Source organism: Chromohalobacter canadensis, from assembly GCF_034479555.1.
Lineage (GTDB): Bacteria > Pseudomonadota > Gammaproteobacteria > Pseudomonadales > Halomonadaceae > Chromohalobacter > Chromohalobacter canadensis.
This window is the reverse complement of record NZ_CP140151.1, coordinates 158,930-185,351: the sequence shown is the minus strand read 5'-3', so window position 1 is coordinate 185,351 and position 26,422 is coordinate 158,930. Positions and strand designations below refer to the sequence as shown.

The 26,422-nt window shown below is 57.6% G+C and carries 25 protein-coding genes; 7 read left to right on the top strand and 18 right to left on the bottom strand.

From position 1 onward, the window contains the following. The first annotated feature begins 206 nt into the window (after positions 1-206). The 4 genes from SR908_RS00920 to cydC are packed head-to-tail and all read left to right on the top strand — an operon-like array spanning position 207 to position 6,097. Positions 207-1,628 carry a cytochrome ubiquinol oxidase subunit I gene (locus SR908_RS00920; RefSeq protein WP_246922149.1) on the top strand — a complete coding sequence of 474 codons (1,422 nt, stop codon included), beginning with the start codon at positions 207-209 and terminating at the stop codon, positions 1,626-1,628. 3 nt (positions 1,629-1,631) lie between these two features. Beyond that, on the top strand, positions 1,632-2,633 hold the full coding sequence (cydB, locus tag SR908_RS00915; protein ID WP_246922145.1) for a cytochrome d ubiquinol oxidase subunit II: 1,002 nt from the start codon (positions 1,632-1,634) through the stop codon (positions 2,631-2,633). A 3-nt stretch (positions 2,634-2,636) separates the two neighbouring features. After that, positions 2,637-4,352, top strand: coding sequence for a thiol reductant ABC exporter subunit CydD (gene cydD / locus SR908_RS00910; RefSeq protein WP_246922142.1), 1,716 nt, complete (start codon positions 2,637-2,639; stop codon positions 4,350-4,352). A 14-nt stretch (positions 4,353-4,366) separates the two neighbouring features. Continuing rightward, positions 4,367-6,097 (top strand): thiol reductant ABC exporter subunit CydC, encoded by a 1,731-nt coding sequence (cydC, locus tag SR908_RS00905; RefSeq protein ID WP_246922139.1) that lies wholly within the window; start codon positions 4,367-4,369, stop codon positions 6,095-6,097. 42 nt (positions 6,098-6,139) lie between these two features. Here cydC and glpK read toward each other — a convergent pair whose 3' ends face one another. The 15 genes from glpK to SR908_RS00830 form a co-directional block, all read right to left on the bottom strand. Continuing rightward, complete coding sequence (gene glpK / locus SR908_RS00900) at positions 6,140-7,648, bottom strand: glycerol kinase GlpK (protein ID WP_246922136.1); 1,509 nt, start codon at positions 7,646-7,648, stop codon at positions 6,140-6,142. A 49-nt stretch (positions 7,649-7,697) separates the two neighbouring features. After that, positions 7,698-8,426, bottom strand: a complete 729-nt coding sequence (locus SR908_RS00895; RefSeq protein ID WP_246922133.1) for an MIP/aquaporin family protein — start codon at positions 8,424-8,426, stop codon at positions 7,698-7,700. Positions 8,427-8,622: 196 nt separating this feature from the next. After that, positions 8,623-10,143, bottom strand: a complete 1,521-nt coding sequence (glpD, locus tag SR908_RS00890; RefSeq protein WP_246922131.1) for a glycerol-3-phosphate dehydrogenase — start codon at positions 10,141-10,143, stop codon at positions 8,623-8,625. A gap of 394 nt (positions 10,144-10,537) precedes the next feature. After that, a complete protein-coding gene (locus tag SR908_RS00885) occupies positions 10,538-12,277 on the bottom strand; it encodes a SulP family inorganic anion transporter (RefSeq protein WP_246922129.1) in 1,740 nt (579 codons plus the stop codon). Between the two features lie 230 nt (positions 12,278-12,507). Next, positions 12,508-12,882 (bottom strand): flagellar protein FlaG, encoded by a 375-nt coding sequence (locus tag SR908_RS00880; RefSeq protein ID WP_246894521.1) that lies wholly within the window; start codon positions 12,880-12,882, stop codon positions 12,508-12,510. A 109-nt stretch (positions 12,883-12,991) separates the two neighbouring features. After that, positions 12,992-13,471 (bottom strand): hypothetical protein, encoded by a 480-nt coding sequence (locus SR908_RS00875; protein ID WP_246922127.1) that lies wholly within the window; start codon positions 13,469-13,471, stop codon positions 12,992-12,994. Between the two features lie 144 nt (positions 13,472-13,615). After that, positions 13,616-14,161: a hypothetical protein gene (locus SR908_RS00870; protein ID WP_246922125.1), complete on the bottom strand. Its 546-nt coding sequence runs from the start codon at positions 14,159-14,161 to the stop codon at positions 13,616-13,618. Positions 14,162-14,313: 152 nt separating this feature from the next. Continuing rightward, positions 14,314-14,667 carry a restriction endonuclease subunit S domain-containing protein gene (locus SR908_RS00865; protein ID WP_246922124.1) on the bottom strand — a complete coding sequence of 118 codons (354 nt, stop codon included), beginning with the start codon at positions 14,665-14,667 and terminating at the stop codon, positions 14,314-14,316. A 193-nt stretch (positions 14,668-14,860) separates the two neighbouring features. Next, on the bottom strand, positions 14,861-16,594 hold the full coding sequence (locus tag SR908_RS00860) for a PilZ domain-containing protein (RefSeq protein WP_246922121.1): 1,734 nt from the start codon (positions 16,592-16,594) through the stop codon (positions 14,861-14,863). Between the two features lie 255 nt (positions 16,595-16,849). Continuing rightward, positions 16,850-19,033, bottom strand: a complete 2,184-nt coding sequence (locus tag SR908_RS00855; protein ID WP_246922119.1) for a putative bifunctional diguanylate cyclase/phosphodiesterase — start codon at positions 19,031-19,033, stop codon at positions 16,850-16,852. A gap of 300 nt (positions 19,034-19,333) precedes the next feature. Beyond that, positions 19,334-19,828, bottom strand: a complete 495-nt coding sequence (locus SR908_RS00850) for a type II toxin-antitoxin system YhaV family toxin (RefSeq protein ID WP_246922117.1) — start codon at positions 19,826-19,828, stop codon at positions 19,334-19,336. Next, the gene (locus tag SR908_RS00845) at positions 19,825-20,160 is read right to left on the bottom strand and encodes a type II toxin-antitoxin system PrlF family antitoxin (protein WP_246922114.1); all 336 of its coding nucleotides are present in this window, start codon (positions 20,158-20,160) and stop codon (positions 19,825-19,827) included. Before SR908_RS00845 ends, SR908_RS00850 begins: the two co-directional genes overlap by 4 nt. Before the next feature lie 272 nt (positions 20,161-20,432). Then, positions 20,433-21,275, bottom strand: a complete 843-nt coding sequence (locus SR908_RS00840; protein WP_246922111.1) for a hypothetical protein — start codon at positions 21,273-21,275, stop codon at positions 20,433-20,435. A 557-nt stretch (positions 21,276-21,832) separates the two neighbouring features. Continuing rightward, entirely contained in the window at positions 21,833-22,036 is a 204-nt protein-coding gene (locus tag SR908_RS00835) for a hypothetical protein (protein WP_246922108.1), read from the bottom strand. A gap of 68 nt (positions 22,037-22,104) precedes the next feature. Continuing rightward, on the bottom strand, positions 22,105-23,376 hold the full coding sequence (locus tag SR908_RS00830) for a FliC/FljB family flagellin (protein ID WP_246922106.1): 1,272 nt from the start codon (positions 23,374-23,376) through the stop codon (positions 22,105-22,107). A gap of 268 nt (positions 23,377-23,644) precedes the next feature. Between SR908_RS00830 and SR908_RS00825 the strand changes: the two genes are divergently transcribed. Both SR908_RS00825 and SR908_RS00820 read left to right on the top strand, forming a co-directional pair. Then, positions 23,645-23,887 carry a DUF2835 family protein gene (locus SR908_RS00825; RefSeq protein WP_246922103.1) on the top strand — a complete coding sequence of 81 codons (243 nt, stop codon included), beginning with the start codon at positions 23,645-23,647 and terminating at the stop codon, positions 23,885-23,887. Between the two features lie 82 nt (positions 23,888-23,969). Further along, on the top strand, positions 23,970-24,248 hold the full coding sequence (locus SR908_RS00820) for a helix-turn-helix domain-containing protein (protein WP_246922100.1): 279 nt from the start codon (positions 23,970-23,972) through the stop codon (positions 24,246-24,248). A 136-nt stretch (positions 24,249-24,384) separates the two neighbouring features. Here the strand turns inward: SR908_RS00820 and SR908_RS00815 are convergent, their stop codons facing one another. The 3 genes from SR908_RS00815 to SR908_RS00805 form a co-directional block, all read right to left on the bottom strand. Then, positions 24,385-24,732 (bottom strand): type II toxin-antitoxin system HicB family antitoxin, encoded by a 348-nt coding sequence (locus SR908_RS00815; RefSeq protein ID WP_246922097.1) that lies wholly within the window; start codon positions 24,730-24,732, stop codon positions 24,385-24,387. Positions 24,733-24,842: 110 nt separating this feature from the next. Then, complete coding sequence (locus SR908_RS00810) at positions 24,843-25,283, bottom strand: type II toxin-antitoxin system YafO family toxin (RefSeq protein WP_246922094.1); 441 nt, start codon at positions 25,281-25,283, stop codon at positions 24,843-24,845. An 8-nt stretch (positions 25,284-25,291) separates the two neighbouring features. Then, on the bottom strand, positions 25,292-25,831 hold the full coding sequence (locus SR908_RS00805; RefSeq protein ID WP_246922092.1) for a hypothetical protein: 540 nt from the start codon (positions 25,829-25,831) through the stop codon (positions 25,292-25,294). 239 nt (positions 25,832-26,070) lie between these two features. On the opposite strand from SR908_RS00805, the gene SR908_RS00800 reads away from it, so the two are divergent. Next, positions 26,071-26,358 carry a HigA family addiction module antitoxin gene (locus SR908_RS00800; protein WP_246922090.1) on the top strand — a complete coding sequence of 96 codons (288 nt, stop codon included), beginning with the start codon at positions 26,071-26,073 and terminating at the stop codon, positions 26,356-26,358. Positions 26,359-26,422: the final 64 nt, after the last annotated feature.

Here is a 26,422-nt window from a genome sequence, read left to right as displayed (position 1 = left end):
GCGACATCGGCGCGCATGCGGCAATTTGCCTTGCGGCAACGCGACACATACGAAACCCCGCCACGGCGCTTTTTAAGTCTATATAAACCCTCTACGATGTAGGGGTATTGGAAACGAAACAAGAAGATCCAGGCGGCGGGCCTTTTTCGGCTATGACCACCTCTTTCCGATGACATTCCGACTACGTGGGCTTCAAGGAGTCAGCCATGGCGCTAGATCCGATTCTCCTGTCGCGATTGCAGTTTGCATTCGTGGTTTCTTTTCATGCCATCTTCCCGGTCTTCACGATCGGGCTTGCCTCCTATATCGCGGTGCTGCAGGGCCTTTACGTGTCCACGGGCAATCGCGTCTGGGATCGCCTCGGTCTGTTCTGGACCAAGGTCTTCGCCGTGGTCTTTGGCATGGGCGTGGTGTCCGGCATCGTGATGGCATTCCAGTTCGGGACCAACTGGAGCAACTTCGCGCAGATGGCGGCGAACTTCATTGGTCCGATGCTGAGTTACGAGGTGGTCACGGCGTTCTTCCTCGAAGCTGGCTTCCTGGGCGTATTGCTGTTCGGCCGGCATCGTGTCTCGCCGGCGGTGCACTTTTTTGCCGCGCTGATGGTCGCCGTGGGCACCTTCATCTCGGCGTTCTGGATCCTCGCCACCAACAGTTGGATGCAGACCCCCGACGGCTATGAGATCCGCGAGGGTGTGATCCATGTGACCTCTTGGGTCGATGCAATCTTCAACGCGTCCTTCCCGTACCGCTTCACACACATGGCCTTGGCTGCGTTCTTGACCGGTGGCTTCGTGGTGACCGGGGTCAGTGCCTGGTTCTTGCTGCGTGGTCGTGATGTCGATGCCCACAAGCGTGCGCTGTCGATGACGCTATGGCTGTTGCTGTTTCTGGCCCCGCTGCAAGCCTTCGTCGGTGATGAGCACGGCCTGAATACGCTGGAACACCAGCCGATGAAAATCGCTGCCATGGAGGGTAACTGGGAAACCGAGTCGAACGTGCCGCTGTTGCTGTTCGCGTTGCCGGATCGGGATCTGCAGGCCAACCGCGTCGAGATCGGCATTCCCAATGGCGCCAGTCTTATCCTGCGCCACGACCCAGACGGTGTTGTCCCCGGGCTCGATCAAATCGACCGCGCACAACAGCCGCCGGTATGGATCACCTTCTATAGCTTCCGCGTGATGGTGGCATTAGGGCTCTTGATGATCGCCTTCGCCGTTGCCGGGTTGGTGCTACGCAAGGGCGGGCGCGTGTATCGCAGTCGCTGGTTCTTGCGTGGACTGCAGGGCATGAGCCTGGCGCCGTTCGTAGCGGTAGTCGCGGGCTGGGTCGTGACCGAAACCGGACGCTCGCCGTGGCTGATCTACGGCGTACTCGACTACGCCGATGCCATCACGCCCTCGTTGAGCGGTGGCATGGTGCTGTTCACGTTGCTGGGCTATATCGCCGTCTATGCCGTGATCTTCATCGCCGGTGTCTATTACCTGTGCAAGGTGATCAACCAGGGCCTTGACGAAGACGACGACACAGAGGAGTTGGATAGCCACGACCGTCCGGCGAGACCCATGTCCGCCGCTCACGTGCCCTTCGATGATGCGCGCGACGACCGCGCCCCGAACAGGAGCTAAGCCATGGAAATGTTCGATCTCTCGTTGATCTGGGCCGTCATCATCGCCTTTGGCGTGATCATGTACGTGCTCATGGATGGTTTCGACCTGGGGCTGGGGATCCTGTTTCCCTTCGCCCCGGACGAAGATGCGCGTGACGTGATGATGAATTCCGTCGCGCCGGTATGGGACGGCAACGAGACTTGGCTGGTACTGGGGGGAGCCGGGCTGATCGGGGCCTTCCCGCTGGTCTATTCGATCTTGCTGCCGGCGATGTACATCGGGGTCTTCCTGATGCTGGCGGGCTTGATCTTTCGTGGCGTGGCCTTCGAGTTCCGCTTCAAGTCGCGGCGCACGCGTAACTGGTGGAACGCAGCCTTTGCCGGTGGCTCCTTCGTGGCGGCTTTCGCCCAGGGCGCCGTGGTGGGGGCCTATATCGAAGGCTTCGAAACCGCCGATCGTGTATTCACCGGGGGCGCGCTCGACTGGCTGACGCCATTTTCGGTGATTACCGGCCTTGGCCTGGTGGCCGGCTATGCATTGCTCGGCGCGACCTGGCTGGTGCTCAAGTCCGAGGGCCATGTGCGTGACTGGGCGCGTGGCCTGATCCCCAAGTTGCTCGTCGGGGTCGTGGTCGTCTTCGCCGTCGTCAGCCTGTGGACGCCATGGATCGATCCTGGCGTCTGGGAACGCTGGTTCGACCACATGCAGGTGATCTGGCTGCTGCCGGCGCTAGCCTTGGCCTGCGTGATCGGCATCTATGCCGCCAACCGCAAGGGGCGTGAGTTGATGGCATTCCTGCTCACTCTGGGGATGTTCATCTTTACCTATCTGGGGCTGCTGGTGAGTCGCTGGCCGTATGTCATTCCGCCGGACTACACCTTGTGGGATGCCGCTTCGGCACCTGAGTCGCAGTTCTTCCTGCTGATCGGCGTGCTGTTCGTGGTGCCCATCATTCTGACCTACACCGCCTGGTCGTACTGGGTATTCCGCGGCAAGGTGCGTGTCGGCGACGGGTATCACTGAGCCGTGTCTCGATCTCAAGCACAAACCCCGGCGCGTGCATCGCGCCAATGGCTAGCCGCGCAATCCCGTGAGGTGCGCGGCTGGTTGAGCCTCGCCATCGCCGCCGGTGTCGTCGGCGGGCTCGCGACACTCGCGCAACTGGGACTGATGGCATGGTTGATCAGTGCGGTCGTGGTCCACGATGTGCCCTTGGTGACGCTGTGGCCCTATGCGGCGGCGTTGGCGGGAGCAGTGATCGTACGCGGGCTGGCGCAGTGGCTTCAGGAAACCAGTGGTCTGGAAGCCGGGTTGCGCGTCAAGGCACGCGTGCGCGCTCAGGTGCTCGATCAACTCGCGGCGCTGGGGCCGGTGCATCTCGCCGAGCGACATAGTGCCGGCAGTACCGCGCAGTTGGTCGATCAGGTCGAGGCGCTGGAAGGCTATATCGCGCGTTACGTGCCCCAGGCCACGCTGGCGGTGGTGCTGCCGCTGATCTTTCTCGGCGTGGCGTTTTCGCTGGACTGGCTGGCAGCGTCGTTCTTCCTGATTGCGGCGCCGCTGATTCCGCTTTTCATGGCGCTGATCGGCATGGGCGCCCAGCGCCTCAACGAGCAGCAGTTCCAGGCCATGACGCGTCTCGCAGGACATTTCCTCGACCGCGTGCGCGGGCTGACCACCTTGCAGATGTTTGGGCGCACCCGTCAGGCCACCGAGGAGGTCACGGCGGTGGCCGACGACTACCGGCGGCGCAACATGAAAACGCTACGCGTGGCGTTTCTCTCCTCGGCGGTGCTGGAGTTCTTCGCCTCGGTGTCGATTGCGGTGATCGCCATCTACATCGGCTTTGGGTTGTTGGGCTATATCCAGTTCGGCCCTGCCGATCAACTGACACTGTTCAGCGGTTTGTTCTTGCTGTTCATGGCACCGGACTTCTTCCAGCCGCTGCGCTTGCTGGCCCAGCATTATCATGACCGCGCCAGTGCTCTGGGGGCTGCCGAGGGCTTGCGCACATTGTTGTCGCAGACGCCACCACAGGGTCCGCGAATGGAGTCTCTAGACAGTGAGCTCGACGACACGCTGCCACTGCGGGCGCGCCTGACCGATGTCAGTGTGGCGCATGCCGGACGCGGCCGGGTGCTGGGGCCGCTCGATCTCGATATCGCCGATGGCGAGGTGGTGGCGCTGGTCGGGCCCTCGGGCACCGGCAAGTCGACGTTGCTACAGGTGCTCGCCGGCTTCGTCGATGCCGAGGCGGGCGAAGTTGCGTTGCGTACGGAGACACGCGTGGCCTGGCTCGATCAACGTCCGTTCTTGATGCAGGGCACGCTGGCCGAGAATTTGCGCCTGGTCGCGCCCGATGCCAGTGACGACCAGTTGCGCGAGGCGCTGACCGCGGCACAGCTCGGTGACTTGCTGAACGTTTTGCCGGAAGGGCTCGACACGTCGCTCGGGGAGCGCGGCCTGGGGCTTTCCGGCGGGCAGGCCAGCCGCCTGGCGCTGGCCCGAGTGTTTCTCAGTGATGCACCCCTGGTGCTGCTCGACGAACCCACGGCCAGCCTCGACCCCGACAGCGAGCAACGCGTGATCGAGGGGCTGACGCAACTGGCCGCACAAGGCCGCACCCTGGTCATCGCCACACACCATCCCGCCGTGATGGGCATGGCCGACCGTGTGCTGCGTCTCGAGGCGGGGCAGCTGCATTCACAGGATGTGCCGGCATCGTCGGAGGCCTTGTCATGAAGGAGCCCACTAGCATGAAGGGGTCTACTAGCATGAAGGGGGCTACGATAAAGGCGCTAGGCCCTTGGTTGCGCCTGATGGGCGAGCGACGCATCCGCTTGCTGGTCGGGGCGTTGCTGATGCTGGCGACGCTGCTGTTCGCAATCGGGCTGCTGACGCTGTCGGGGTGGTTCATCACCGCGACCGCGCTGACCGGGATGACACTCGCGGCGGGCGGAGCGGCGACGATCGATGTCTTCACGCCGGGTAGCGGCATTCGCTTCTTTGCCGTGGGACGCACCGCCGCGCGTTACGCCGAGCGCCTTTATAACCACGACACCGTGCTGCGCCTGCTGGCGGATATTCGCGGGCGTACCTTTGCCGGCTTGTCACGGCTATCGGGCCGTGAATTGGCGCGTTACCGCGCCGGCGAATGGCTCAACCGGCTGACCGCCGATATCGACGCGCTCGACAATCTCTATCTGCGCCTGCTGGCGCCGCCGTTGGTGGGACTGCTGGCGATTCTCGTCGTAAGCGGCATCCTGGCGCTGGCGATGCCTACGCTCGGCGGCGTGCTGCTGGCGATCATGCTGCCGTTATGGGTGATCGTCACGCTGGGCATGGCGGTGGCGGGAAGTGGTCCTAGCGCACGACGCGTCGAGACGCTGGAACGCCTGCGTGTCCGAGCCCTGGAGCATCTACAGGGCCTGGCCGAGCTGCGTACCTTCGGCGTACTCGGTGCCCACCGAGCGAGAGTGGAACGCGAGCAACGGACGTTGCTCGACGATCAGCGGCGTCTGGGCCGCCGTGCCGCGCTGGGCAGTGCGCTGGTTACCTTGACCGTGCAAGGCGCCGCCGTGGCGATACTCTGCTTGGCGCTGCTTGCATTCGCCGCGGGCAAGCTTTCGGCGCCGGTGGCGAGCATGTTGCCACTGGCGGTGCTGGCGCTGAATGAAGGGCTCGCCATGCTGCCGGGCGCCTTCGTGCAATTGGGAGCCACGCGCACGGCTGCCTCGCGGCTCAATGCCGAGGCGGCGCCTGCGAGTGATGAAGGCGAGGGTTCTCTAGCTGACGAAGCTGAGGGCTCCCCGGTGAGCGCCGACGCGCCTTCGATCACCTTCGAGGCGGTGACGCTGCGTTATCCGGGCATGGGCACCACGCCCGCGCTGGAAGACGTCAACCTGCACGTGGCTGCCGGCGAGCGTTTCGCCGTGCTGGGCCCCTCGGGTAGCGGCAAGTCGAGCCTTGCCCAGCTCGTCGTCCACGCGTTCGACCCCGATGCGGGCAGCGTGCAACTGGCAGGGCAGGATCTACGCAGCCTGGCGTCGCAGGCATTGCGTTCACGGCTCGCCTACCTGACCCAGCACACCGAGCTCTTTCATGCGTCACTGCGTGACAATCTGCAACTGGGATTGCCTGTTGATCATGATCTTGAGGAAGCAGCCGTCGAACGTGCCCTATTGCAGGCGCTATGGATCGTCGATCTGGATGGCTGGGCGCGCGAACTGCCGCACGGGCTCGAGACCTGGGTCGGCGAAGCCGGGCGCCAGCTTTCCGGCGGACAGGCACGCCGGGTGGCGCTGGCCCGGGTGATCCTCCGCGATGCACCGCTGGTATTGCTCGACGAACCGCTGGCGGGACTGGATGCCGCCACGGCGGCGACGGTGGCCGAACGTCTCGACACCTGGCTCGACGGGCGCACTGTGGTGATGTTCGCCCACCGCCGCGACGCCCTACCGCGTTGCGATAGGGCGTTAGTGCTATAACTATTATACGTTCGCTATAGCTATAAGCGCGGCAATGGCGTCTTATGAGGCGACATGAAAGCCCATGGTGGCTTTGACGGCATGCTTCCAACCCGCATAGAGCTCGTCGCGTTTTTCCACGCTCATCGCGGGTGTGAAGCGGCGGTCCATGGCCCATTGCTTGGCAATCTGCTCACGTGACTCCCAGAAGCCAAGTGCTAGGCCGGCCAGGTAAGCTGCGCCCAATGCGGTGGTCTCGTTGATCGCGCAACGCAGCACATCCACGCCCAGGATGTCGGCCTGAAACTGGGCGAGGAAATCGTTGGCGATGGCGCCACCGTCGGCACGCAGTTCGGTGAGATCGAGACCGGCATCGGCCTGCATGGCGTGGAGAACGTCCGCGCTCTGGTAGGCCATGGATTCCACCGCCGCACGAATGAAATGTTCTTTGCTCGTGCCGCGCGACAGGCCGAACATCGCGCCGCGTACGTTGGAGTCCCAGTAGGGCGCGCCCAGACCAGTGAATGCCGGTACGAGGTAGACGCCGTCGTTGTCGCCAGCGCGCTCGGCATAGGCTTCTGAATCGGAAGACTTGCCCAGCATGCGCAGGCCGTCGCGCAGCCACTGGATCACCGAACCGGCCACGAACACACTGCCTTCCAGGGCGTATTCGAGCTGGCCGTCTATCTCCCAGGCGACGGTCGTGAGCAGGCCGTTTTCAGAAGCCGTGGCTTCCGGTCCGGTATTCATCAGCGTGAAGCAGCCCGTGCCATAGGTGTTCTTGGCCATACCGGGTTTGAAGCAGGCCTGGCCGAACAGGGCGGCTTGTTGGTCACCGGCCATGCCGGCGATCGGCAGTTCATTGCCGAAGAAATATTTCGGCAGCACCTTGCCGTAGACTTCACTGCAGGATTTGACCTCAGGCAGCATCGATTCGGGCACGCCGAACAACTCAAGGAGTTCCGGGTCCCATTGGCGATTGCGGATGTTGAACATCATCGTGCGCGACGCATTGGTAACGTCGGTGACATGCACGTCACCGCCGGTCAGGTTCCAGACGAGCCAGGAATCGATAGTGCCAAACAGCAGGTCGCCGTTGTCGGCTTTTTCCTTGACGCCGTCGACATTATCGAAGATCCATTTGAGTTTGGTGCCCGAGAAATACGCATCGATGACCAGCCCGGTCTTGTCGCGGACCATCTGTGCATGCCCGGCTTCACGCAGCTCATCACAGATCTCGGCCGAATGACGTGATTGCCAGACGATGGCGTTATAGACCGGCTGGCCGGTGTGCTTGTCCCAGACGACGGTGGTTTCGCGCTGGTTGGTAATGCCGATGCCGGCAATCTCCGAGACATCGACCTGGGTGTTGTTGATCACCTCGGTAAGCGTCGTCAGCACGCTGGTCATGATGTCGCGCGGGTTGTGCTCCACCCAGCCCGGCTGCGGGAAGATCTGCTCGAACTCGCGCTGGGCAATGCCGGCGATCTGACCGTCATGGTCGAACAGCATTGCGCGGGAACTGGTCGTGCCTTGGTCGATCGCGAGTACGTATTTCTTTTCATTGCTCATGGAAAACCATTCCTCGTGTTCGTTGTGAAAAAATGATCAATCTGGACGGTTAGTAGGCGTAGGCAAAAAGTGCCGCCATAGCGCTACCGATGACAGGGCCGACCACCGGAACCCAGGCATAGCGCCAGTCGTTAGAGCCCTTGTTCTGGATCGGCAGTACGGCATGGGCAATGCGCGGACCAAGATCGCGCGCTGGATTGATGGCATAACCGGTGGGGCCGCCCAGCGACGCCCCAATCGAGACCACCAAGAGTGCGACCGCCAAGGGCCCGAGGCCGGATGGCGTGTGACCGAACATGATGATCACGAAGATCAGCACGAATGTGCCGATGATCTCGCTGATCAGATTCCAGGCATAGGACCGGATGGTCGGTGCCGTGGAAAAAGTGGCGAGTTTGAGCGCGCTATCTTCCGTGTCATCGTACTGTTTCTTGTATGCCAGATAGCAAACGACAGCCCCTAGAAAACCGCCGATGAACTCGGCCACAAAGTAGGTGATGGTGGTGACGAAATTGATCGGAATGCCCTCGGCGTATTCTTTGGCCGGGCCAATGAGTAAACCGAGAGTCACGGCTGGATTGAGGTGCGCACCGGTGTCGTAAGCAACGTACACACCGCAGAACACGGCAAGCCCCCAGCCGAAGAAGATCACGATGCCATCGCTGCCGTTACCGTTCGTCTTGTTCAGTAGAACGTTGGCCACCACACCGCAACCCAGTAGTGTCAGGAATGCCGTGCCGGCGATCTCGTGGACCAGTATCGTTTCTACGATTCCCATGAATATGCCTTGCGGTAATGAGTGTCATGGTCGGATGAGGCGGGATTCGCATGTCCTGCCGTGTCGATGGGAATGTGAGCAATGGGGTGGCGAGTCATGGTGTTCCTCCTCTGTGTTGCGCCATCCGCATCGATGGCAGTTGGGTTTGTGTCGTTATTCACGACGGCTGGGGCGTTGCTAAGTCTTTAGATGCATTTTAAGTAGCTGAACCGGCTTTAGTCGGCTCAGCTAAGGAACGGTCGAGATAGTCGGCGAGTCGGCGCTGTTCGCTTTCATCGAGACGCAGCCCCAGCTTGGATCGCCGCCAGAGAACGTCCTCGGCCGTGCGCGCCCATTCATGATCGCGCAGGTAATCGACTTCGGCGGCATACAAGTCGGCGCCAAAATGCTCACCTAGATCGTCCAGGCTTTTTGCATCACCGACGATGTTCGTGACCCGGGTGCCGTAGTTGAAGACCATGCGATTGGCCATGCCCAGTGGAATGAAGGGGTGACTGGCTTGGAGCGATTCGAACAGGTGCTGTGGTTTCGCTTCTTCGCCGCCGGGTAGTGGGTGGCCGTGACCGGTCCAGGCTTTTTCCTGGTTGCCGAGTTCAGGTGCCAGTTGATCGACGGCGTCCTCGGCTAGACGTCGATAGGTCGTCAGCTTGCCGCCGAAGACGTTGAGCAGCACCGCACCGCCGGAGGTATCGAGTTGGATGCGGTAATCGCGCGTGATCTCGCTGGCGTTATCCTCGCGGTCATCGAGCAGAGGGCGCACACCGGAGTAGTTCCAGACGACATCGTCGGGCCCGATAGGCTGTTCGAAATAGCGATTGGCCGACTCGCATAGATAGCCGATCTCATCTTCCTCGATGGCGATATTGCCGGGAGCGCCCTCATGCTCGACGTCGGTCGTCCCGATGAGAGTGAAATCGCGCTCATAGGGAATGGCGAACACGATGCGGCCATCGGGTTGCTGGAAGATATAGGCGTAGTCGTGGTCGAACAGTTTGTTCACGACGATATGGCTGCCCTTGATCAGGCGCAGCGAATACGTGTGATCTAGCGACGCTATATCGTCGAGAAAACGCACGGCCCAGGGTCCGGCCGCATTGACCAGCCCGCGGGCGGCGACTTGCGTCGTTTCGCCCTCGGCGGTACGCAGGGTGATGGTCCATCCGTCGGTGCCGCGTACCGCAGCTTCGGCACGCGTGCGCGTCATGATGCAGGCGCCGCGGCTGGCCGCGTCCATGCAATTGAGTACCACCAGTCGCGCATCCTGAACCCAAGCGTCCGAGTAGACGAAGCCCTTCGTGAACTCGGATTTGAGTGGCGCTCCGGCCGGATGATCGGTGAACTTGATGCCATGCGAGCCCGCTAGCGTTTGGCGTCCACCGAGGTGGTCGTACATGAAAAGCCCGGTTCGAATCATCCAGGCCGGTCGCAGGTGCTTCTGGTGAGGCAGGATGAAACGCATCGGCCAGATGATGTGCGGCGCAGCCTTGAGCAGTATTTCGCGCTCGGAGAGGGCCTTGGCCACGAGCTTGAATTCGTACTGCTCGAGATACCGTAAGCCACCGTGGATCAGCTTGGTCGAAGCCGATGACGTGTGGCTGGCGAGGTCATTCGCCTCGACGACGAGCACTGACAGTCCACGGCCTGCAGCATCACGCGCGATGCCTGCGCCGTTGATGCCGCCGCCGATGACAATCAGATCGTAGGTTTCGTTGCGCATGTTCGGATCCGCTCACCAGTGTTCGAGTTAGATCATTGTGGCGCGGATTCGAACATTTTTAATTAGGCAAAAAGTAGTAGAAACTGTTTCGCCCTGTAGCTGAGGCCGATTTTATGGGCTGAAATCCCGGCCTGATAGAGCCTCAACCCGTTCGTGGAAAGGGTTCGCCGGTGAAAAAGTGAGGTAGAGTGAAACTTTCGAGATTCGGATCAGAACATCGCTGCCTGGCTTGAGGCACTATCTTGCGGCCAGATTCGAGGTATGACCGCGCGGCGACCGGGTGTGGTTGCCAAGGACGGCAAGATGATCGACGACTTCCTGTTCATCAATACGGCGCGCAGCGTCAACAGGGTGATGGCCCTGGTCGAGGCCTAGCTCTCGCCTAGACCTAGTCCTAGCGGGTGTCGCGATCCAGCGGCGTCACCACGGTGTCTTCGTCTCGCAGGGCTTCCCAGGCGTGATAAGTGCTGAGGAAGACTTCACCGGTGAGATGGTCGAGGAAGTCGCTTTGCTTGAGCTTGTCCATCACCGGGCCTTTTACCTCGGCGAGGTGCAGCTTGACCTGCGAGTCGTCGAGGCGGGAGTTGATGGCTTCCAGGCTTTCCAGCGCCGAAGCGTCGATCAGGTTGACCGCCGAGCTGATCAACACGACATGCTTGAGCGCCGGGCGTTCGGCGACCATGGCGTAAACGGTGTCTTCCAAGTAACGCGCGTTGGCGAAGTACAGGCTCTCGTCGACGCGCAGCAGTGCCACGGTGGGGTCGTGCTCGGTGGTGTGGCGCTCGACGTTGCGGAAATGCTCGGTACCGGGGACGCGGCCTACCAGTGCGCTATGTGGGCGGCTGGTGCGATACAGGAACAATGCCAGTGACAGCCCCACGCCGGCCATCACGCCGACTTCGACGCCGCTGACGAAGGTCAGCACGATGGTCGCCAGCATGGCGGCGAAATCGCGCTTCGAATAACGCCAAGTACGCTTGAGACCGCGCGCATCGAGCAGCGTGAAGGTCGAGACGATGATGCTGGCGGCGAGCGTGGCGATAGGCAGAAAGTGAATCAGCGGCGTGAGATAGAGCGTCACCAGTGCCACGCCCAGCGCGGCGAAGCTGCCTGCGGCCGGTGTACGCGCGCCGGCATCGAAGTTGATCACCGTGCGCGATAGGCTGCCCGTCACCGGCATGCTACTGCTCAAGGCGGCGGCGAGGTTGCTGCCGCCTAGCGCGAACAGTTCCTGGTCGGGCGAGATGCGCTGGCGACGCTTGGCGGCCAGCATCTGCGCCAGCGATACCGACTCGATAAAGCCCACCAAGCTGATCAGAAACGCCGGCATGAGCAGCGTGCCGATCAGGCTCGGGTCGAGCGAAGGCAGCGCGAGCGGCGGTAGATGGCGCGGAATCTCGCCGACCACGGCGACGCCGTGCGCCTCCAGGTCGAATGCCCATACCAGCAGGGTCGAGATCATCACCGCAATGATCGGCCCCGCCTTGGTGATGAAGCCACTCAACGTGGCGGTCATGCCCAGGCGGCGCAGCGTGGGGCCGGCGCGGCGCATCCCCATCAAAAACGCCAGCGAGCCGAGACCGATCAATGCCGTCAGACCGTTGAAATCCTGCCAATGCGTGGCCAGCCCGGCGAGCTGCTCGATCAGCGTGAACCCGGACATCGAGATGCCCAACAAATTGCCCAACTGGCTGGTAGCGATCAGCACGCCCGAGGCGCTGAGCAGGCCGGAAACGACCGGGTGACTCAGGAAGTTGGCGAAGAAGCCCAGCCGGAAGACGCCCATCAGCATCAGCATGACGCCAGACAGGAACGCCAGTGTTGCGGCGGCTTCGCTGTAGGCGACGGTCCCCGTGGCGACGATGCCCGATAACGCTGCAGCCGTCATCAGGGCGACGATCGCCATGGGGCCCACCGCCAGCGTGCGGCTGGTGCCGAAAACCGTATACGCCACCAACGGCAGCATGCTGGCATACAGGCCCGTCACCGCCGGTAACCCGGCGAGAAAGGCATAGGCCAGCGCTTGTGGGATGACCATCAAAGTAACGATGACGGCGGCGAAGAGATCCTGGGATAGCGTGTGGCGATCATAGCTTGGCAGCCACTCGACGATGGGAAAGTAACGCTTGAGCATCCGGGTCTCGTTGGTATGCAAGGAAGTCAGATTTCTGAGCGAAAAGATATAACGCTAGAAGTGTTTCTACTAGACGCTAATGGTGCGGTTTGCGGGCTGTGTGTGCAAGCGCGGGGGCTGACTCAAGGCTTTGTTTATTGGTGGGGTAGGGGAGAAGGGTATTACTGATGCCGAGCTGCAAGCGCGACACCGGCGAAGCTATGCATGCCTCTCGGTGCCGGCCTTCTTAATCACACTTCCCAATCGACCAGCCGGCCCTGGCGTTGCTCCAGGGTTTCGGCGATGCGCAGCACTTCCTCGCTGGGAATCTGACGGATCAGTTCCTGGCTGTCGCGGTCGACGATACGTGTCACGATCCGCCCCTCGTATTCCGATAGCTCGAACTGGACGCTGTAGGCGCTCATTACTTCGTTGACGCGGTCGATGGGCTTGGCGAGTTCGCTCATGGTCAAGGCCGATGGCGCCGAGGTTTCCTGCGCGTCATTGTTGGGTTGGATATGGGCCAGGGCCATGTCCAATCGCTGGCGACCGCTCAGCGGGTTGGGTGTGATGTTGGCGGTGGCGGGACCGCTGTTGACGGGAAATTCAGGAATGTTCGACGACATATGCGTCCCCCTGCGTTGTTATCGCTTTTGTTGTTGAGCGTGGCATAGCGCTCAGGTGGTTGAGGCTTAAGACAGGTGGTTGAGACTTAAGACATAGTGGCTCGCGAAATCACGTCATCATGTCGATGTTCGTATGCCCGGCATCGTCGCCGACACCGATGCCGACGAAGAAGGCATGCCGAAAGTTGCTATCGCGCTTGTAAGCCTGGATCTTCTTGATGTCCTGATGCTTACCGAAGCTATTGGTACTTTTCTGCACCTCGATGGCGGCGAGATTCTCGTGGGTTCCGCGATGATGAATGATGATGTCGGGGTAGGCGGTACGCGCGTCGGTATCGGCGGTATTGGTCACGCTCGTCATATGGCGGGTGCGCTTGCAGGGGCCCGTCCAGCGATTGTATTCGCAATCGATATCCCAATCGGGAAACGCTTGCTGCAGGTACATGGCCAAGCGGAAGGAGAGCGAACGCTCCGTCGCCGACGCCTTGAGCAGAGAGGCGTCGCGCTCGAGAAGCGTTTCGAGGGCGTGGTTCAGCTTCTCGTGAATACTGGTGTCGGATTCGGTGATGAATGTGCCGATATGGGTCATCGGGTGCCTCGCTTTGTTTTTCTTCGCTTTCGCTAGCGTAATAAAAGTCAGTAACGTCCTTGCCTAGCAGTTATCGGCCATGATAAGCCAGACTTTAACGGCGTTTTTAGCGACGTTTTTAACAACGTTTTTAACGACGTAGTATCAAACAGGGCGAAACTCAGCATGTAGCTTGCCATCGCGAACCATGACATACGCCATATTGCGCTTGCCGGTATCATCCCGCCAGTCGAGTTCATTGACCCCCGGTTTGAGCACCGACTCCGCCGCGGCGAGCGATGTCGCGGGCGTACCGTTGACCGACTCCACTACTGCGCCGATGGGCAAACGACTCTGTAGCGGGCTCTCCGCCCCGATCTCGACTAATTGCAGGCCAGTTGCGGCGGCGGCCTCGGGAGCGGGTGAGGCCGTGGTGCGCGGTGGTGGTGTCGAGCGAGAGGGGGACTGGCGAGAGGGGGACTGGCGAGCGGGGGGCTGGCGAGCGGGTTCCGGCCGTTCATTGCTTACCCGCGACGCGCTACGTTGGCGGAGCTGCCAATGAGCGGCGGTGAGCAGCCCCATCACCCCGACCAGCAGCACCACCAAGGCGATATTGGCGTAGACAAGCGCCGGGGTATGCGCGTTCAGCAAGCTCCCCGCTTGGCGTTGAAACAGCAGCATCTTGTACGTTGTGTAAGGGAGGCTCGCCATGACGAGGCCCCAGAGCAACACGAGAAAAAGCTGGCTACGCAATAATGATCGCATGAGTTTCAAACCGCCGCAGTGGAAGAGTTTTCAGCATGATTGAATGCAGTATGCCAAAAAAACGAGCGTTAGGCGTCCCTACGAAAGCTTAGATTTATCTAGTTGCGTGTATGCGATTTGACCTGCTCATACAATGTCTTTGCGTTCTCCATCGCGATAGCTTCGTTTTCGTCCAATTGCAATAACGCAGTCCCGCTAGGCTCGCCGTTCTGAGAGGCACGGATTACCGCGGCATGGCGGCGCGTGACGCTGGAAACGTTCATCCGGATGGAGAGCAGCATCAATTCGAAACGGCGTTTTTGATCCTCCCGACGCTCGTGTTCTTCTGGTGAATCCGTGTTTTCAATCAGTGAGGCTAGCGTCGTGTTGATCAGCTTCTCGATCGTGTCGAGACGCGGCACGATTTCCTCGGTCAGCTCACGGGCTGGTATTTGTGTACGGGGAGACGACATGATAACGCCTTGGTAATAGTAGGCCACGAAAGTACTATGACAAAAAGGGCCAGCCAAGCTGGCCCAAGGCTCGCCAGGGGCAAGCGTCATACACAGCGAATGTCGGTATACGGTGCGTGAAGCGGTCGCGATACCCACATCAACGCTATCGGCCCATTCGCCCTGAACTTTAATCCGCGTTGTCCTGCTTGATTCAATGCCTATGATCGGCGCTGTAATCGTTAGGGTTGACGATCCCTACGAGCCGGCCAATCTGACTAAAATCATTGGATGAAAGGTACGTATCGATACTGGCATCGATGAACGCTAAATTCTTGACAACATGGACGTGGGTGGGCATGCCCTTGTTGTCGATATCCATGATCCAGGCGAGAAAGCCTCGGGAGAACTTGGCCATGCTGCCGATTGGATACAAGCCGTATTGCTGGATATAGTCGATAATGACAGTGCGTTCGTACTTCGTGTCATTTTCATGCACCCAGCGATAGGCATCCAACGGCGTACGCGGTGATATGCTATTGCGCTCGCTGGTGAGCTTATTGACCACCTTGATGACAGAGAGCTGTTTCACCAGCTCAGAAAGCTGGTCACCCGTCTTGCCAGCAGGGTACCCGCTGCCATCGAGCAGCTCGTTGGCATTTTGCATGATATCCATGCAGCCTTTGCTGGGTTGCCAGCCCATCTCTGCGATCTTCTCGAGCAACGTGTCAACGTGTCCCAGAAGTATCTCTTTTTGCTGCGGTGTCATGTTGGTTTTAAGCGAGGGTAGCTTTTCACTCATTAAAAGCGGCTTGCCCATCGTGTGCATCAAAGTTCCTGCGATGGCTTCACGCAATTGCCCCGAGTGTGGGTCATGCGCGATCAGCATATCGGAAAAATAGCCGGAGACCTGAATGGCATGGCGCACCCATTCGGGCTGGTCACGAATGAATGAAAGCGCATATAGCAGTTCTTTACGGTCCTGTCTAACGAGGAAAATCAGCGAATCGGCGCAGTCATAAAGCGTTTCCTCGGGAAACGTATTCCAGTTTTTAAGATAAATGAGCACGGCTTGAAGTTGACGCGATATTTCCCGAACGCCTTTCACCATGGGCGGCATGTTAGTCGACTCATTGGCCTTGGCTTGTTGCTCATTTTTCAAAATACTGCTTTCCTTCTTCCTCGGGACAAATAAAGGTGAAGGGCCCACGCCGCGCATGTTCATCCCCGCGCGATGCGCGGCTTCACGTTCCGACTCCGAAATCAATCTTAATAACGTGTTCTCCATGTCCCTGGGCGTTTCAATGAATTGAATTCCGATGGAGGCATGGCCTTCACTCCCGAAGGGGCGCATATGGCGTATGGAGCCTTGTGAGTAGAAATACTCTCCGTCAGGAAACTCGATGGTGATATTTGGCAATAGCTGGGTAACATACAAAGGGAGGCTGTCTTCAAGCGCAATGTCGATCATGCAGCCACCGCTGGAGAGGTTGCGTAGCCGTCCCTTGATGTTCAATTCGTCGGTATAAACTTCAACGTTGGCATGAGCGTTCATCCCCAAGATGAAAGGGATACGTACCGCCCCGCGAGACTCCCGAATGAAGAGTTCATCCCCGAGTTGGCATTTTATCTCGTAAAGCCCTGTATCTTTCTTGAATACCTTCGCTTTCACCTTCTCGAAATTGTATATCTCGGTCTCGTTTTCTTGAGAAGTGTTCTCGATTTCAATGTCGAAAGAGAGGTGCTCCTGATAAATATAGTTATCGATATCGCTCTTATGGTAGTTGACGCTTAGTTCGAACTCTCCTGTATTAAGATCAAGGTTGGTGACCTCAGCGGGTAACGGTTTTGTCGTGTTCTTTGAAAAAATCGTAATCGCATGTTCTTTGGAGAGCAAGGCACGTAATACATTGGCGGGATGATTTTCGGCATTACCGTTAGTCAGCATAATACACCTTCGGATGGCGACTGTTTTGATTATATTGTTTTATTATTAAGACGTATTGACCTTGGGAGCAGTTTTCATACGCCCGTTGGGAGCAGGTCCAGTCTACTCACATTAGGCTTTTCCTGCGAGATGGCGTGCGTGGAAATTCTACAAAAAATCAACGAACACGAGCGCCGGGGAAAGGGAGGCGCCAGGCGATTGCCACATGACCTGGAGAAGGGTTGCCCTTTGCGAGAAATGGTGCTGATCTTGAGATCAGGTCTCAGGTAACCGATCAGGCAGCCCCATGACAGCCCCTCGTGGCATGGGCTTGGCGAAGAGGAAGCCCTGTAGCAGGTCGCAGTTGCGCTGGCTCAAATCCTGCTGCTGTGCGCGTTCCTCTATGCCCTCGGCGACTACTACCAGGTCCAGGTGGTGTGCCATGTCGATGATCCCCTGCACGATGGCGGCATCGCGCCGGTTGGTAGTGATGTCCTTGATGAAGGCACGATCCAACTTGACCTTATGAATCGGCAGGTCACGCAGGTAACTCAGGCTGGAAAAGCCCGTACCGAAATCATCGAGCGCCACCTTGATGCCCAGCGCCTTGAGGTGATCGATCAGTTCGATGGCCTGTTCGGCACCGTCCAGTAACACGCTCTCTGTGACTTCCAGCTCCAGATACTCGGGGGGCAGCCCCGAGGCATGCAGTGCTTGCTGTACATCCTCAAGAAACCCTGTGCGCCGAAATTGCAGCGACGAAATGTTGACGGCCACCGGCACTACGCGTTCACCGGTCATCTGCATGGCTGCGGCATCCTGGCAGACGCGACGCAATATCCAGCGCCCCAGCGGAATGATCTGGCCCGTCTGCTCGGCCAGCGGGATAAACACGCCTGGCGAAATCATGCCTTTCTCGGGATGATGCCAGCGAATCAGCGCCTCCAGTCCACAGATTCGGCCGCTCGCTGCCTCTACGATAGGCTGGTAGTAGAGTTCGAACTGGTCATCGTGTAACGCCGTGTGCAGGTCGTGCCGCAATAGCACCGAGGCTTCGGTGATTTGCCGCTCGTTGCCTTGATACCAGTGCCAAATGTTGCGGCCCTTCTGCTTGGCGTCCGCCATGGCCAGATCAGCCTGCTGCATCAGCTCGTGGGGGCATTCCACAGCGTCGCAGTTGCAAGCGATACCGATACTGGCACTGATATGAATGGGCTTACCTTCAATCTGAAAAGGCGTCGACAGGGCATTGAGCACTCTCTCGGCCATATCGATCCCGGCCTGGCAGTCATCGAGACGAGGCAACAGCAGGGCAAATTCGTCACCGGTGAGGCGGGCCACGGTATCGTCCTGGCCAATCACGTGTTGTAGCCGCTCGGCCACTGCCGCTAGTAGCTGGTTGCCGATACGGTGCCCCAGCCCGTCGTTGACTGTCTTGAAACCGTCCAGGTCGAGATGCATGACCACCAGCGGGTTGCCTTCCACCCCGAATGCCTCTTCCAGACGTTCATCGAATGCAGTGCGGTTGTGCAGGCGGGTCAACAGGTCGTGGGTCGCCTGGTAGGCGAGTTGGGCCTCTTGTTCACGTCGCCGGGTGATGTCGCGGCAGATCCCGTAGACGCCGACAATCTCGCCATCCACGGACACAGGAAAGTTCAGTATTTCCAGATGGTAGGCATGCCCCTCCTGGTGTATGCCCATGGTCTCGTACTGGCGAGAGCCGCCCTGTCTGGCGGCATCGAAACTGGCTTGGGTGAATGCGTGATAGGCCGGCTCAACGAACTCGTTGAAGTGATGACCGATCAGCGCCTCCTCCGAGTAGCCTGTGATGCGGGTCAATGCGGCGTTACCGCGTTGGAAGCGGCCTTCCAGGTCGAAGGCATAGACGCCATCGGGATGGTTCACAAACAATGAGCGGTGCCACTCCGCAAGGGCACGATGTTTGGAAGCGTCGCGATCTCGGATGATGGCCAAGGCCACCAGCGCGGCGGCCTGTCCCAAGCGGCGTCGACTCGTGTCGGTGATATGAAAGGGCTGCCGGAAGTAGGTACCGAAGGTGCCGAGTAGCTCCCCGCTGGCGGTTATCACAGGATTCGAGTAGCAGGCACGTAGCCCCTCACGTTCAGCGGCATCGCGGAATGCTGCCCAGCGAGGGTCCGTGCGGATGTCTTCCGTGACCACTGGTTGTCGACGATAAGCTGCATAGCCGAAGGAGGGGGCATCGGGGCCGATCGGAACCTTCTGGAGTCGTGCCTGGTAGGCCGGAGCAAAACGCTGGGTCGGGTTGAGGCTCAGCGTCTGCTGCTGGGGATCGAAATGCATGAAAGCCACAATGGCTTCCGGCAGCAACACCTCGATCCAGTGGGCGATGGCATCCAATGTCTCGCCGAGCGGCGCTTCTTGGGCGATCCGCTCGTGGACTTCCTGCTGTGCCTCCATCAGTCGCAATTCATCGAGCAAGCCACGGCCTCCAACTATGAGGGGAAGCGGCTTGTCTTACCGCTTACCATTAACATGTATAGTGGAGTAACGCTTTGTTACGGGCAAGATGCGTTGGAGTTATTGGGTTTATTTAGATATGGCTTTAGGAGTTAATATCGATCTTGAAGTGGCATTTGCAGGAGGCAAACATCAGGTTTCGCTAACCGGTGAAAATTTAGTTGTGCATCTGTCTGAAAAGGCGATTGAAGCGGAAATGCTAGCTGGCGGGGTACGGCTTTTGTGGGAGGGACCTTGTTCCCGATGGTTTTTAGCCACCTTTTATCGTGACGCGTTCGAGCCCAACAGCGTTTGGATGCGTTCGCCATCACTGCTAGCCGCTTCCCACAAGTCATCCCAGCTATCCGGTGGATTGCCGCTCTTAAGCATCTTGTGGAAGACAGCATAAGCGTCGTACTTGCTGCCATAGGCACGTTTGGTGGATTCGTCGTTGACCCAGGCATAGATGAATATCCTGCTGGTGAGGTCGTAACGAAAGAATAGCCGGTACTGTTGGTAGAATTTTGCCCGTTGCCAATGGGTATGAGCTGTTCCGAGCGTGTTCCCCTGTCGATACTGTGGGTCTGATGGATCTTGTGGGATGTCGTTCAAGGCCAGTTTAACAATGGCTGCCAGACGTTTGGTGGTGGGTTTGGCGCGGTATCCCACCGGGTCATTCGCTTGTAGCCGCTTCACCTTGTCGGTTAGCGCCTCGACCTGCGCCAGGAAGAGTGAGTGTGCATAGATCGTCCATCCGTTGATCACCAGCGGGCTCATGCGTCGTCATCGTCTTCTGGTAGTGCCTCATCGAGGTCTAACTCGATGCCTGAGGTCAGGCGTTCAGCCTCAGCAAAGGTGCCAGCAGCGACAGGACGAATATTTTCCGGATGCGCCTGTAGATCGCGTTCCAGGAATGCCAAGAAGCTAGCCACCACGGGATCTTGGCTGGGCTCATCGCTGGCACGGGAGAGCACCACCTCCCCATTGGGGCGGACCGTGTAGTGAATCCGGTCGCGGCGCTTCAGCTTCAGTGCACGTCGAACCGATGCCGGCACAGTCGTCTGGTAGCGATCCGTCAGGGTGGAATCATCCTCAATGGCTGTGTTCATGATGGGTCTCCGCTCGTTGGCAACGCAGTGGCATATAGAGAAGGTCATGCAATTGCATTGTATGGTCAATATTCCCGTGCCGAACTGCGCTATACACCCTGTGCAGGGGGCGCTTCAGATGTACGGACTTATAACACTGGCGTCGACAGAATTTACCCGAGGGCGATTTCTAGTGATCGGGCCTACGTTTGGGTGTGGCTCCCCGGACAAACCTAGCCGGTCGCCACCGGCTTGCGCCTCCTCCGTTATAGACTGTGCAGCTCTGGAGGGGGTCACTTCACAAGACGGCATGATGAGTAATCTTCCGAGATAATTCTTATTTTTGGATTTATGTTGAATTCACGGGATAGACTTTGGACGACCGATAGGTTTTTCTCGCCTACAATTCCTATCTCCTCAATTAGAGTTGGTCGATGCATTTTTAGGTAAAGCCCCTCGATGACGCCATTATTTTTATTTAATATAATGTCTTTTTCCTCGAGTTCTATTCTGTGCTCTTCCAGCCCCGTGACTCTAGTATCCTTGTTTATTATACTTCCAGTAAGTACATTAAGCTTTGTCTCGTCTATTATGAGTCTGTGCTCCGATTCAGATTCATGCTTACGTAGTTTTATGTCGTGCTCGCCTTTATTGATGGTTATGTCTATGAATTTTTGGCAGGGTATTTCTACATGGTTGTCTACATATTCTATTTCATGTAAAAGGTTGCCTGTTTTATGGTCTTCTTCCAGTATGCCGTGCAAGTGCTTAGGAATAGAAGAAATAAGGCTCGTGCTGGTGGTTTTAATATATACACCGTTACTGGCATAAGATTCCCACATTTTCCTGCTAAATTTACTATTTTGGTGCCAGCAATTAACTAGAATGTCATTTTTTCTTGATGTTGAGGCATGGTAAACAAGAGTTCTAGCATTTTTTATGGCGTCAATTTTATTATCAACTCCTATGGTTGTTGCTATATCAAACAAGAAAGGGTCCAGAGTGTCGAATTTTTCCTTTGGCATATAGCCTTCGCATTTATCTCTAAAAAGCCTTTGAAATCTAAAGTACAGGCCATTCTCAAGAATTAATTTAAAATACTTTAGTGGCATGTAATTGTAAAGAGAGTGAGTCACGTATATTCCTTCGGGTTGGTAGGTCTTGCGTACTTCTGGTTCTAGTTGCTGCTTTTAAGAATATTTGTTTTATCCATAATTATGACATAAAATATTATTTACCATGTTATGCGACAAGAGTAAAGCCACTAACAATGAGGGGTTGTCAGTAATACACCCCAAGCGCTTGAGCTACTAGCTTTGCTGCTCAGCGGGCCTAGTCAGCGCCTCTTTGACTCGTATTGTTCGCGGATATCCTTAGGGCGGCCTTTGAAACCGCTCTACATTTTGTGCTGGGCTTCATCGATCCAGCTCGACCTCGGAGACGGTGTCAAGGCCAATTAAAATTGTCCGCACTTCCTTTATGGACTTATAGCTCCGGCGTCGGCAACGGTGAGATATGCTATCGAGCGATTTCAGCGACCGTCGTCTCTCGCACTTGAAAATGTCCATGTGCACGGACGCTTTGCGCTTCTCGGCACATCGTATGATGGATGTCTTTGCTCATCTTCATTCTACTGATGGCTGCACGGTACCCTGTGCAGCTCTTGAAGAGGAGGGGGACGCTTCATGAACGCTTAGCATTCAGGGATAGGCAAATCAAGCCGGTACAGCTCCTTTTCTATCTTTTTCATGGCTTCTTTCACTTCTTGATCTATTCTTTCCCAATCTAAAACCTCCGGGAATTGATCCCAGTTTTTCTGATTGTTAACCAAGACGTTGTTTTTTAAGTGGCAGTATGTTTTTGATAGTTGCTCATCAGGCTTTTGTTTAATATCCATGCTGAAATCTATCCTATATAAAAAGGGCCGGCCTAGGCCGACCCTTATGTTCACTGCCTAGCTGGAAATTACCCCAGCAGTGACAGGGCGTTCTGCGGCAGCTGGTTAGCCTGGGACAGCACGGAAGTGCCGGCCTGTTGCAGAATCTGGTTACGCGTCATGTTGGAGACTTCATCCGCGTAGTCGGCATCTTCGATGCGCGAGCGTGCGGAAGAGAGGTTGGTCTCGGTCGTGCTCAGGTTAGTAATGGCGGAATCGAAGCGGTTCTGCATGGCACCTAGCTCGGAGCGCTGGCTATCTACGGTGCTAATCGCAGAGTCTAGAGACGCCAATGGGTCCACACTAACTTCGTCACCAGCAGTTGCGGTACCATCTGTAGCGATAGACACCATATTGTAGGTACCATCACCATTGTCTTGCAGGTACTCACCGGTACCGTTGCCTTCGGAATCGTTAATCTCGGTAAGATCAGCGCTATCCAGGCTAGAAGAAGTGTCGAGAGTGACGTCGGCCTGAACGCTATCAACTGCGCTAGAGGTATCGACATTAGCAGAATCAATAGCGGTGCCTGAACTGCTGAAAGTTAAGGCGCTAGCATCACTTGTGTCGACATCATAGTAGTTACCGTCATCCGCAAGTGCCACATAACCTGAGCCATTCGATTTCTCGTAAAGGCCGCCGTCGGCGGAAACATTACCAAGAGTTGTGTCAGAGTCTGTCACAGGGCCAAGGTCGGAAGTATCAAAGCTGGCAGTAACGCTGGTGTCACCGTCAGAAACAGTGCTACCGAAGTTTTCCGAGTTAACTGTTTGGCCTGTGACGCTGAAGTCACCTAGTCCCAGTGTCTCGGAATTGACTTCCTGGAGGTTCATGGTGATGGTCTGGCCATCTTCTGAACCAACCTGAATGGACATTTCCTGGTCGCTGGCGAGAACATCGACGCCATTGAAGCTAGTCTCTTCGGAGATGCGGTCGATTTCGCCCAGACGCTGGCCGATCTCGTCTTGAATGGAACTCAGGTCTTCTGCACTGTTGGTGCCGTTTTGGGCCTGAACCGTCAGCTCACGAACGCGCTGCAGGTTGTCGTTGACCTGGTTCAGGGCGCCTTCGGTGGTCTGGGCGACAGAGATGCCGTCGTTGGCGTTGCTCTGCGCCTGGCCGAGGCCGTTGATCTGGCTGCTCATGCGGTTGGCGATGGCCTGGCCGGCGGCATCATCCGCAGCGCTATTGATCTTCAACCCCGAGGACAGACGCTCCATGGACGTGGACAGAGCGCTCTGTGACTGGCTCAGGTTCTGCTGGCCGATCATGGCCGTGATGTTCGTATTGATCACTGACATGTGATGTTCCTTCCTCTCTGTTTGGGCTCCATTGGCCTGCCGTCGGTAATTCCGGGGCTTGCCACAACGGCGCCGTTGGCCGTTACCTCATTTATCGGCGCAGGGGGAATTTGCTTTAGGGGTGAATTGCAAATTTTTTCATGGGCCGTGGCTGGGTATACTTGGCGCTTCTTCTATCCCCTGTCTATGTACATGGTTTTGAGGGCACGCCTGTGTCCTTCATGCACATAGATAGTCAGCCCTGGCCCGTTGGGAGCGCCTGCCTACCATGCCGTCGTTGGATATCATGCTCGACCTTTCCCTTGAGACGTGTCGCTACCATTACGAAGGCGCCATGCAAACCGTGATCGCTACCAGTGTGGACGGGCGCCGGGTGAGCTTTCCCGCCACGGCACTGCGCCGCATCGTCATGCCGGATGGCGCGCACGGTGTGTTTAGGTTGACGTTCAGTGAGGAGGGCAAGTTCATGTCGATGGTGGCGGTAAGGCGTTGGGAGGGGAGTGATACGTAAGCGCTATGATGGATATAATAGTATCTATAAAGGCGATAATTGTGCCACTATGGATACTATAGGGTCTTTTATGGAGTGACTTATGCGACTGTCACTGAGCACGGCGGCGGACGTACAAGAAGAACTGGCTCAGGCTGTGCGCGCTCGCCGCCGGGAACTTAAATGGTCTCGCCAGCGCCTGGCGGAACAAAGCGGCGTGCCGGCCCCCACGATCAAGAAATTCGAGACGACAGGGCAGATCTCGCTGCGCCAGTTTCTGCTGCTATGGCAGTGTGTCGACCGGCTGGAGCGTGTCTCCACACTAGCCGAGACGCCGACACAAACGCCCCGCAGCATCGAAGAGGTGCTTTCTGATGAGTGAGTTTCAGCCCGTGCGGCAACTGGAGGTCGTTCGCCGCTTGCAACAGGGCGGTGAATGTCGAGTCGGCATGCTGGCCCAGAACAGCAAGGGCGTGTTCTTTTGTTGAGGGGGGCAGTAGAAAGCCTGAATCAATGGCTCAGGGGTGAGCCGTCTCGCCAGCGGCCTGGGCGATGGCATCGGTAGCCCACTGGTTGAGGCTCTTGCCGGAGGCCTGGGCCGCTACGTTGGCGGCGGCGTGCACTTCGGGGGGAATGCGCAGCATCACGCGACCGGATGCCGGCTTCAGAGGTTCACGCCCTGTCACACGGCAGTCTTCCAGATAGTGGTCAACCGCCACATGAAAAGCCTCGGTCAGCTCGGCGACGCTTTCACCATGGAAGCTGATGCGGTCGGCAATCCCGAGCACGCGGCCTACGAATACCTCATCTTCAGCATCGAACTCGATGCGCGCGGTATAACCTTGGTATTTGAGTGCATTAGTCATGGCGTCACTCCTCTCTCGTCCAGCCAGGCGCGGACGTCTTCAACCTGATATTTCTTAGCTTCCTTACCGGGGTGGGGGCGGTGCAAATAGAGCCGGGGACCTTCGCCTAGCTAACTATCTTGAAATTCCTGGGCGATGTAGCCGAGTTGCTTCATTACCTCGGTGTCGCGCGCCAGCGCATGAGCATCGGGTTGGAGTAGCGCCACGATCAAAAATCGGTGCTCGTAAAACTCGTGGCGAACATACACCAAAAACACGTCGTTCTCAGGGTCGCCTAGTGGGTTTTTTCGGTCTTGTTGGCACCGGTTGACATCGAACGTGCTCGGCGGCAGGCAGATGTGCAGATGCCTCAGTTTTGCCCGTTGTGCCAGGTATGGTTCGTTGAAGATCGAGTCACGACCGAACGTTTCTGGCAAGTCGGCGGTTTCAGACGAAACGTAAGTGTAGAAGCTATTCAGAATATCCAGCTGAAGGGAAGGATACCTTTCCGACAAGTCACTCAATGCTTGATCAAAGAGGGAATGCGTGTCGATCTGAATGGACTTGTGCATGAAGGGCTTTACCCGCATTTCTCTCGGAGAAGCTGGGTGTTTACGCGTGCAAGCTCTCGCAGCCCCTCCGGATCTGCTTTGGAAGAAACACTGGACTGTGCCCCTGGCGTCTTTTGTCGAATCAGGTTCACTACGAGGCTGGCATTGGAACGAGCTTTTGCTGTTGCACGACGCAATGGCATCATAATGTCGCGAATAATTTGGTGCTCAGCCATGCCCCTGTCCATCTCGGCCTCGCTTTCGCGCATTTCGTCGAGCATTCTTTGAAAGGGCGCTGCACTTGGGGGGATACCAGAGACCTCGGTTTCTAGAATCCGGTAGGTGGCCCACAGCAATTCAGCCAGTTCGAGAGAGTCTTTGCGTGTTTCCTCGCATACAGCGCGTAACTTGGCGACTGCCGATTGAGTATCGGCAGTCGCCGGTTGGTGAGAAAGCGCATCGGTTGCACGCAGAGCGTTGCCCAACCCCATCGCTGTGGCGTAAGCCGATGCCATCACCTCGAAATCGGGCTGCTTGGGCGGTGTGTGTTGCTGAAAATCCATCATCATGTGTGGATCCTCCGGGAGGAAGGCTCATTCTATGTGGTGCCATTCATTCTGACACCGAGTCGCTATTCTAGTTCTGTCATGACACAACGTCTATGGGGCACAGGTCTCTCGGATGCTGAGGGATTCGGGTTAAGCGGTAGAACGGCTTGTGTCTTCGGTGTGCGTCGTGATGCGCAGCCCCGGAAAAAAGACGATGATGCCTGATACTAACGGCTGTAACTGAATATGAGGCCTATGCCATGTCGATGAAGAACCCTCCGCATCCGGGTAGGATGCTGCGGCGTCGCATCGTACCTGCCCTGAATATGAGTGTAACCGAGTTAGCGGAAAAGTTAGGCATGTCTCGCAACTCGGTGTCTCGAGTATTGAACGAGCACGCTGCCATTTCTCCAGATTTCGCCGTTCGCCTTGAGTCTGGCGGGATCGGTGAGGCAGCGCATTGGCTGCGCATGCAAGCCGCCCATGATCTCGCCGAGGCGAAAGCGAAAGAAAAAAACCACATCGAAAGATTCGCTCAGACCTCGTAAGTCGCGGGATAGGCCTGCGCCGGGCACTTAAGCGGTCGCGCCAGCGCCTAGCAGAGTGTCGTTG

What these genes read in the sequence shown, in the direction of transcription:
- SR908_RS00920 (WP_246922149.1), top strand. Translation starts at nt 207, where the DNA reads ATGGCGCTAGATCCGATTCTCCTGTCGCGATTGCAGTTTGCATTCGTG.
- cydB (WP_246922145.1), top strand. Translation starts at nt 1,632, where the DNA reads ATGGAAATGTTCGATCTCTCGTTGATCTGGGCCGTCATCATCGCCTTT.
- cydC (WP_246922139.1), top strand. Translation starts at nt 4,367, where the DNA reads ATGAAGGGGTCTACTAGCATGAAGGGGGCTACGATAAAGGCGCTAGGC.
- glpK (WP_246922136.1), bottom strand. Translation starts at nt 7,648, where the DNA reads ATGAGCAATGAAAAGAAATACGTACTCGCGATCGACCAAGGCACGACC.
- SR908_RS00895 (WP_246922133.1), bottom strand. Translation starts at nt 8,426, where the DNA reads ATGGGAATCGTAGAAACGATACTGGTCCACGAGATCGCCGGCACGGCA.
- glpD (WP_246922131.1), bottom strand. Translation starts at nt 10,143, where the DNA reads ATGCGCAACGAAACCTACGATCTGATTGTCATCGGCGGCGGCATCAAC.
- SR908_RS00885 (WP_246922129.1), bottom strand. Translation starts at nt 12,277, where the DNA reads ATGCTCAAGCGTTACTTTCCCATCGTCGAGTGGCTGCCAAGCTATGAT.
- SR908_RS00880 (WP_246894521.1), bottom strand. Translation starts at nt 12,882, where the DNA reads ATGTCGTCGAACATTCCTGAATTTCCCGTCAACAGCGGTCCCGCCACC.
- SR908_RS00875 (WP_246922127.1), bottom strand. Translation starts at nt 13,471, where the DNA reads ATGACCCATATCGGCACATTCATCACCGAATCCGACACCAGTATTCAC.
- SR908_RS00870 (WP_246922125.1), bottom strand. Translation starts at nt 14,161, where the DNA reads ATGGCGAGCCTCCCTTACACAACGTACAAGATGCTGCTGTTTCAACGC.
- SR908_RS00865 (WP_246922124.1), bottom strand. Translation starts at nt 14,667, where the DNA reads ATGTCGTCTCCCCGTACACAAATACCAGCCCGTGAGCTGACCGAGGAA.
- SR908_RS00860 (WP_246922121.1), bottom strand. Translation starts at nt 16,594, where the DNA reads ATGCTGACTAACGGTAATGCCGAAAATCATCCCGCCAATGTATTACGT.
- SR908_RS00850 (WP_246922117.1), bottom strand. Translation starts at nt 19,828, where the DNA reads ATGAGCCCGCTGGTGATCAACGGATGGACGATCTATGCACACTCACTC.
- SR908_RS00845 (WP_246922114.1), bottom strand. Translation starts at nt 20,160, where the DNA reads ATGAACACAGCCATTGAGGATGATTCCACCCTGACGGATCGCTACCAG.
- SR908_RS00835 (WP_246922108.1), bottom strand. Translation starts at nt 22,036, where the DNA reads ATGGATATTAAACAAAAGCCTGATGAGCAACTATCAAAAACATACTGC.
- SR908_RS00830 (WP_246922106.1), bottom strand. Translation starts at nt 23,376, where the DNA reads ATGTCAGTGATCAATACGAACATCACGGCCATGATCGGCCAGCAGAAC.
- SR908_RS00825 (WP_246922103.1), top strand. Translation starts at nt 23,645, where the DNA reads ATGCCGTCGTTGGATATCATGCTCGACCTTTCCCTTGAGACGTGTCGC.
- SR908_RS00820 (WP_246922100.1), top strand. Translation starts at nt 23,970, where the DNA reads ATGCGACTGTCACTGAGCACGGCGGCGGACGTACAAGAAGAACTGGCT.
- SR908_RS00815 (WP_246922097.1), bottom strand. Translation starts at nt 24,732, where the DNA reads ATGACTAATGCACTCAAATACCAAGGTTATACCGCGCGCATCGAGTTC.
- SR908_RS00810 (WP_246922094.1), bottom strand. Translation starts at nt 25,283, where the DNA reads ATGCACAAGTCCATTCAGATCGACACGCATTCCCTCTTTGATCAAGCA.
- SR908_RS00805 (WP_246922092.1), bottom strand. Translation starts at nt 25,831, where the DNA reads ATGATGATGGATTTTCAGCAACACACACCGCCCAAGCAGCCCGATTTC.
- SR908_RS00800 (WP_246922090.1), top strand. Translation starts at nt 26,071, where the DNA reads ATGTCGATGAAGAACCCTCCGCATCCGGGTAGGATGCTGCGGCGTCGC.